The sequence below is a fragment of the Cytobacillus sp. genome (assembly GCF_964223445.1).
Lineage (GTDB): Bacteria > Bacillota > Bacilli > Bacillales > Cytobacillaceae > Cytobacillus.
Map to the genome: position 1 here is coordinate 1 of NZ_CAXQGS010000077.1, position 6771 is coordinate 6771.

Annotated in this window: 8 protein-coding genes and 1 pseudogene; all 9 read left to right on the forward strand. The window is 41.5% G+C overall.

The window, feature by feature from the left end; translation table 11 throughout:
• Nucleotides 1-181: pseudogene (locus tag ACEQ1T_RS14745) on the forward strand (DeoR family transcriptional regulator); the annotation flags it as partial.
• Nucleotides 178-1107 (forward strand): 1-phosphofructokinase, encoded by a 930-nt coding sequence (gene pfkB, locus ACEQ1T_RS14750; RefSeq protein ID WP_370223513.1) that lies wholly within the window; start codon nucleotides 178-180, stop codon nucleotides 1105-1107. The pseudogene ACEQ1T_RS14745 and the gene pfkB, both read left to right, overlap by 4 nt.
• Before the next feature lies 1 nt (nucleotide 1108).
• Nucleotides 1109-2980, forward strand: coding sequence for a fructose-specific PTS transporter subunit EIIC (locus ACEQ1T_RS14755; RefSeq protein ID WP_370223515.1), 1872 nt, complete (start codon nucleotides 1109-1111; stop codon nucleotides 2978-2980).
• Between the two features lie 257 nt (nucleotides 2981-3237).
• Nucleotides 3238-4116, forward strand: coding sequence for a GNAT family N-acetyltransferase (locus tag ACEQ1T_RS14760; RefSeq protein WP_370223516.1), 879 nt, complete (start codon nucleotides 3238-3240; stop codon nucleotides 4114-4116).
• A gap of 95 nt (nucleotides 4117-4211) precedes the next feature.
• Complete coding sequence (locus tag ACEQ1T_RS14765; RefSeq protein WP_370223518.1) at nucleotides 4212-5036, forward strand: DUF2935 domain-containing protein; 825 nt, start codon at nucleotides 4212-4214, stop codon at nucleotides 5034-5036.
• A 112-nt stretch (nucleotides 5037-5148) separates the two neighbouring features.
• Entirely contained in the window at nucleotides 5149-5379 is a 231-nt protein-coding gene (locus ACEQ1T_RS14770; protein WP_244671268.1) for a hypothetical protein, read from the forward strand.
• A gap of 166 nt (nucleotides 5380-5545) precedes the next feature.
• Nucleotides 5546-5602 carry a hypothetical protein gene (locus ACEQ1T_RS14775; protein WP_369425971.1) on the forward strand — a complete coding sequence of 19 codons (57 nt, stop codon included), beginning with the start codon at nucleotides 5546-5548 and terminating at the stop codon, nucleotides 5600-5602.
• 277 nt (nucleotides 5603-5879) lie between these two features.
• A complete protein-coding gene (locus ACEQ1T_RS14780) occupies nucleotides 5880-6005 on the forward strand; it encodes a hypothetical protein (protein ID WP_280516114.1) in 126 nt (41 codons plus the stop codon).
• Between the two features lie 113 nt (nucleotides 6006-6118).
• Nucleotides 6119-6771: alpha/beta fold hydrolase (locus ACEQ1T_RS14785; RefSeq protein ID WP_370223519.1), on the forward strand; the 653-nt coding region annotated here is incomplete at its 3' end.

Here is a 6771-nt window from a genome sequence, read left to right on the forward strand (position 1 = left end):
GCAAATGGCCATTTCGCTTTCAAGGGAGGCATTCGTGCTTGCCGATGATACGAAGTTTTCAGAAATCGCGTTTGCCAAGATTGCCGATTTGCATACAGCAGCAATTATTACAAATGACCTGAATGAGGATCAGCAAGAGCCTTATATCAGCAAAACTACAATAAAGGTCGTGACAGCATGATACACACATTGACGCTAAATCCGTCAGTGGACTACATCGTAGAATTGGATGAGATAATAGTCGGCGGTCTTAACCGCATGCAGCAAGATACAAAGTTCCCTGGAGGAAAAGGGATAAATGTTTCCAGAGTGCTGAACAGAATGGATGTGGAAAGCAAGGCCCTTGGCTTTGTAGGCGGATTTACAGGAGATTATATTGTTGATTACTTAAACAAAGAGAATATTCAAACTGACTTTGTCCAAGTTGCTGATGACACAAGAATCAATGTAAAGATCAAGACAGAGGCGGAAACGGAAATCAATGCCAAAGGGCCGGCCATTTCAGGAAGGCATTTCGAAGATCTTAAAAATAAAATCCGCAGCCTGTCAGAAGAAGATTTACTTGTCCTGGCTGGCAGCATTCCATCTGCATTGCCTGAATCAACTTATGAAGAGCTGGTTAGAATCTGTTCAGAAAACGGGACAGCTTTTGTGGTAGATGCAGAGGGAGAGTTACTGAAAAAGGTCCTTCCATACAAACCGTTTTTAATAAAGCCCAATCACCATGAATTAGGTGAAATATTCAATACAGAATTTACTTCCGCAAAAGAAGTGATCCCATATGGACAGAAACTTGTAGAAATGGGCGCACAGAATGTAATTGTTTCATTAGCAGGGGAGGGAGCAGTCCTGATTTCTGAAGATGCTGCGTATATTTCAAGCGTTCCAAAAGGGGAAGTGAAAAGTTCTGTAGGTGCAGGAGATTCCATGGTAGCCGGTTTTCTTGCAGCTTATGAAAAAAACAAAAATATAGAAAAGTCTTTTCAATACAGTGTTGCATCCGGAAGCGCAACGGCTTTTTCACTTGGTATTTGCACAAAGGAAAGAGCAGAGGAATTGCTTTCTCAGGTTTCGATTGAAAAGGTCAACCTAAAAGGGGAGATTTAGGATGAGAATAACAGAATTACTTACAAGAGATACGATTCTGCTCTCGTTGAGCGGAACAGGCAAAATGGATGCCATAAATGGATTGGTAAACCAGCTTGATCAAGCAGGAAAGCTTCATGACAGTTCTGCCTTTAAAAATGCCATTTTAAAAAGGGAAGAACAAAGCACAACAGGCATCGGCGACGGAATAGCCATTCCTCATGCAAAAACTGGTGCGGTAAGGGAGCCTGCTATTGCATTCGGCAAATCAGAAGCAGGAGTGGATTATGAATCACTTGACGGTCAGCCAGCACATCTATTCTTTATGATTGCAGCACCGGAAGGAGCAAACAATACACATCTGGAAGCTCTTTCCAGGCTTTCATCGATACTAATGATCGAGGAAGCACGCAAAAAACTCCAGAATGCTGCTTCTGCAGACGAAGTTATTGGAATTATAGACAGTTATGACGTGACAGAAGAAGAGGAAGTCCAAAATATTGCAGACAGTAAACGATTTGTTGTAGCAGTAACAGCCTGCCCAACAGGAATTGCCCATACTTATATGGCGGCTGATTCACTAAAAGCCAAGGCAGCTGAAATGGGCGTTGATATTAAAGTTGAAACAAATGGCTCAAGCGGCGCTAAAAATGTTCTGACACCGGAAGAAATTACAAATGCAGCAGCAGTTATAGTCGCAGCAGATACAAAGGTTGAAATGGAGCGATTCAGCGGCAAGCATGTTCTCCAAACCGCAGTTGCTGACGGCATCCGAAAACCTCAGGAGCTTATCGAAAAAGCGCTAAAGCAGGATGCACCGGTATACAAGGGCGGAAGCGCAGACAGCAGCAGAAATGCAGAGAATAATAAAGAACAAAAAGCAGGAATTTATAAGCATCTGATGAATGGCGTTTCCAACATGCTTCCATTTGTTGTTGGGGGCGGAATACTTATTGCCATTTCCTTTATGTTCGGATATAAAGCAGCAGATCCTAATGATCCGTCGTATCATCCTATCGCAGAAGCACTGATGACCATTGGCGGGGGAAATGCATTTGGATTAATCGTTCCAATCCTTGCAGCGTTCATTGCCATGAGTATTGCTGATCGCCCAGGATTTGCTGCAGGTGCAGTCGGGGGAATGATGGCAGCATCTGGAGGCGCAGGATTCCTTGGAGGCATCATCGCCGGCTTCCTTGCAGGTTATGTAGTAGTTGTTTTGAAAAAGGTCTTTGCTGGCCTGCCTTCATCACTTGAAGGAATTAAAACGATTTTGCTCTATCCGCTCTTTGGAATTGCTATCACAGGATTGCTGATGCTTTATGTTGTCAACAAACCAGTTGGCGCATTAAATACTGCTATCACTGAGTGGCTTTCAGGTCTTGGTACTGGAAATGCTGTCATGCTTGGAGTAGTGCTTGGGCTGATGATGGCATTTGATATGGGCGGCCCGGTTAATAAATCGGCATACGTATTTGGTACAGGGCTGCTTGCGAATGGAGTATATGAACCAATGGCAGCAATCATGGCAGCTGGTATGGTTCCGCCACTTGCCATCGCACTTGCCACCACTTTATTCAAAAATAGATTTACAAAACAGGAACAGGATGCAGGAAAAGCAAATTACATTATGGGATTTTCGTTTATTACAGAAGGTGCAATCCCATTCGCAGCTGCAGATCCACTGCGTGTCATCCCATCCATCATGGCAGGATCAGCCGTGGCAGGCGCCATTTCAATGATGGCTGGAATCGGATTAAGAGCGCCGCACGGAGGAGTCTTTGTCGTCCCTCTCGTCGATGGCCCATGGGGAATTTACCTTGCAGGAATAATAGCAGGAGCTCTTTTGTCTGCATTCCTTATAGGGTTCCTGAAAAAACCATTAAATAAATAGTGAATAAACTAAAGCCGATACTTAATGTATCGGCTTTAAATTTTAAAAAAAATACTTTTAGAAAAGATTGAAAAAACTGAAAATAAATGATTTAATTGAAATAAACTAACCGGTCTTTTTTTTATAAATAAATAAACTGCCAAGTCTATATAGTTGGAGGTGTGGAACCATGGCCATTATCATTGTTATTAAAAGAGGAAACAAGCATAAATAAATAACTATTAGATGCACCAAGTAAAATTTGAAGGAGAGCGTTTATGAAAATAAAAAAACTTTCTCAAGTTACCCTGGAGGAGGCGGTGACCGCCTGGAATAAAGGCTTTGAAGGTTATATAGTTCCAATAAAAATGGATATTCAGGCCTTTGTTAATCGTATGGCATCTGAGGGACTTTCGCCTGAAAAATCGATTGTCGCTTTTATGCACGGAGAACCCTGCGGAATCATAATGAATGGGTTCCGGGAGATTAAGGGCAGAAAAATTGCCTGGAACGGAGGCACTGGGATTGCTCCACAATACAGGGGAAAAGGTCTTTCTGCAGCCATGATGTCGGAAGTGCTCAGCATATATAAAGCTGAAAATGCGCACACTGCTGTTCTTGAAGCAATTGAAGAAAATGAGAGAGCGATTAAGCTATACAAGAAAGCAGGCTATGCGATTACAGATCAATTGCTTTATCTAAACATGAAGCTAACACATAATGAAATAGGCTCATTGATGGAAAGACATTTATCATTAAAAAAGATATATCCCGAACAGCTGCAGTTACTCAGCTTTTATGACAGCGATGCTGCCTGGCAGTGCCAGTGGCAGAGTGCGAGACAAGGGGAAGCGGCTGTACTTATGAGTGAAGATGGGAAAGAGGAAGGCTACATTTTATACAAAAGAGTGCTGGATGCAGGAGGGCGTACAGACCGAATTATCATTTATCAGCTAAAATTCACGGTTGGCAGTGCATATGAGGCAATGACTGAAAGTATTCTGGGCCAGCTGTTCCTGGATCAGGATGAATCAATTGATTTCACTGCAGTTAATATTTCTGCTTCCAATCCCGCATCTCAAGCTTTGCTTAAAATGGGATTTGAAAAAAAGATTGGCCAGGTAATGATGAAAAAAGCGCTTTTGCCTGATGCCTAGTCAGGATTCCCCCTTTCTGCAAAAAACTAAGTGACCAATTAATTTTGAGATTCGTGCATATAGGCATAATTTCGGACGGTTCCTGATATGTTTTTATGAGTAAGGTTGAAAGGGGAGATATTTTGGCTGCTGGATTTGAAAGTGCTGCAAAATTTGAACACGGGTTTTGGCTTCAGATTTTGGGTGATCATGCACGCTTCATACATGATTCACTGTCACCAAAGGAAAAGGACAGCATTGAAAGGGCGAACTACTTTATACAAACCTTCGATCAGCTTTTAGGCAGGGTTGAAGTGGATAACCTGGAGCAATTGAGCCGGAGGGCAGAACAGGAAGCTAAAAAGCTAAGGGAATTTAAATTGAACCTACTCGAACGTCATCTGACAGGGAAAATTACCATTCATCTTGGTCCTGTTTTTATAAACCATATGGTCAATGAACTTGAAGAATATATGCTGGTCCTTCAATATTTAAAAAAGGGGGAAGTCCCGCCTGTACTTCATGAGCTCCATCACCATTTAATCTGGCTTCTGGATGCAGCTGGCCATGCTGGAGCCATATCAGATAATATGGAAAGTGTTGAGAAGAAAATAAAAAAAATCAGTGATGGCTATACCAAGGATTTTGAAGCATTTTATATAAAGGCGGTTGAAATGTCCGGGTTCCTTCGGACAAATGTTGAGTCATTCCCGGCCCTTCAAAAGTTCAACAGCGATGTTGCACTTGAAATATCTTTGTTTATGAACTTTCTCAATGAAATTGAGGAGCTTGAATTGAGCAAGGAGGCACTGGGTACATTTGCAGCTTTAATGGCTGATCACATGTACCGTGAAGAATGCTACTACCTGTCAAAGCTTGCTGAGTCCACTCAGTCTGAAAAGCCGAAATGTGATCCGGCAAAGCCGAGACTTAAAGAATAAATTCAATGCTGCCTTTTTGGCAGTTTTTTTGCATTAAGAACATGCGGTAGTGTTTTCTGGGTAAAAAGAGTATAAAAAGGCTGATATCATGAAACTGGTAAGATGGAGTTACATGCGGAGAAATCAGGTAAAAGGATTGTTTGATTGTTTTCCTGAAGCGGTCATCATTTTTAAACGAATAAAGAATTATTACTTTATCCACAGTGCTGAATGGACAGGCAGTCCACAGATAATTGCTAAGCAGCAGCTGGGGGAAATGGAGTATTTGCTTAATAAAGAAATGGGTTTTCTTCGCGGATATCTTCAAAGGAAATCTGCAGGCGATAAAGATAGTGAAACTTGAAAAAATAGGAAAGAAGAATCAATTTTCCTAAAACAGAACAGACGTTCGACTAAATGGACAAGGATGTGTTATAATAAAGAAGCAATGGGAGTTTCTCAAGGGTGGTCGGCTAGCCCCGTACGAAAGGGGGTGATGCCTTTTGACAGTTTTCGAATCGATCATGATGATGATTTCCTTCTCTAGTCTGATCATTGCTGTCATGACTTTTAACCATAAAAAATAGACCTCCCTTGATCTGATAATTGAGGGAGAGGTCTATGTCTTTGACAGGCCGATCCCCTAAGGGAACGACTATTGCGAATGACCGTGGGTGCGGCAACACCTGCGGTCGTTTTTTTTCATATTCTTAATTCAAGAATATCATATACTGTTCAGAAAGTCACGGAAATAAGCATAATCACATGATTACATCTAGTATATGCAGATTCCAGCCGAAAATCCATAATGATTTGAAGACTAAGGTGTCATACTATGATGACGTACTGTAAAGGAGGATTAACATGACAAAACGCAATATTAAGACTAAATCAGGCTTGCAGAGCACAAACAAGAGCATTAACGATATGGAGTTCTCGAAAGAGCTTGATCAGAGAAGCAAAAAAGCTAAAAAGACAAGACCTAACTGATGTTGGTAATAAAGAATTGACCGAGATGGGGCAGACTAAAACTGTCCCATTTTTATATGGAACAGGAGGCTTTAGGGCCATCTATGTTTTGTGAATGGAAAGGACGATTTCTTGTGCCAGCATTTATTTATGAGGAAACACAGATATTTTATGAAACGATGGGAAATGGTGTACCGATTATCTTTATACATCCGCCTGCCATGGGGAGAAAGGTATTTTATTATCAAGGCCTGCTGGCTGAGCATTTTCAGGTTATTTTTCCTGATTTAAGCGGGAATGGAGATACGATTGGTCCCGAGAAAACAGTAACCATCCAAGGGTATGCAGAAGAGATTAAAGCTGTATTAGACCACTTGGAAATTGAAAAAGCCGTTATCCTGGGTTATTCGTCCGGGGGCATAATTGCTCAGGAATTTGCTCTCTCTTTTCCTGAAAGGACGCTTGGTGTCATACTATCTGGCGGATTTCCAGAGGTTTTATCAGAAACTTTCAAATATGAGCATATAATGGGAATGTATTTCGTGAAACATTTTCCGGGTTTCCTGCGATATGTCATAGCAGCAAGTCACACAAATGATCCAAAAGTCAGAAAAGATATTCTGGAACACATGAAAAAGGCGAATCATACCATGTGGTTTCAATTTTACGATAGGTCGCTCCACTATACATGCACGGATCGCCTGAGGAACTTAAGCGTCCCCCTTCTTCTGATATATGGATCAAGAGATTTTGTTAATCAGCATATTAGGAGCTATAGGAGAGATCG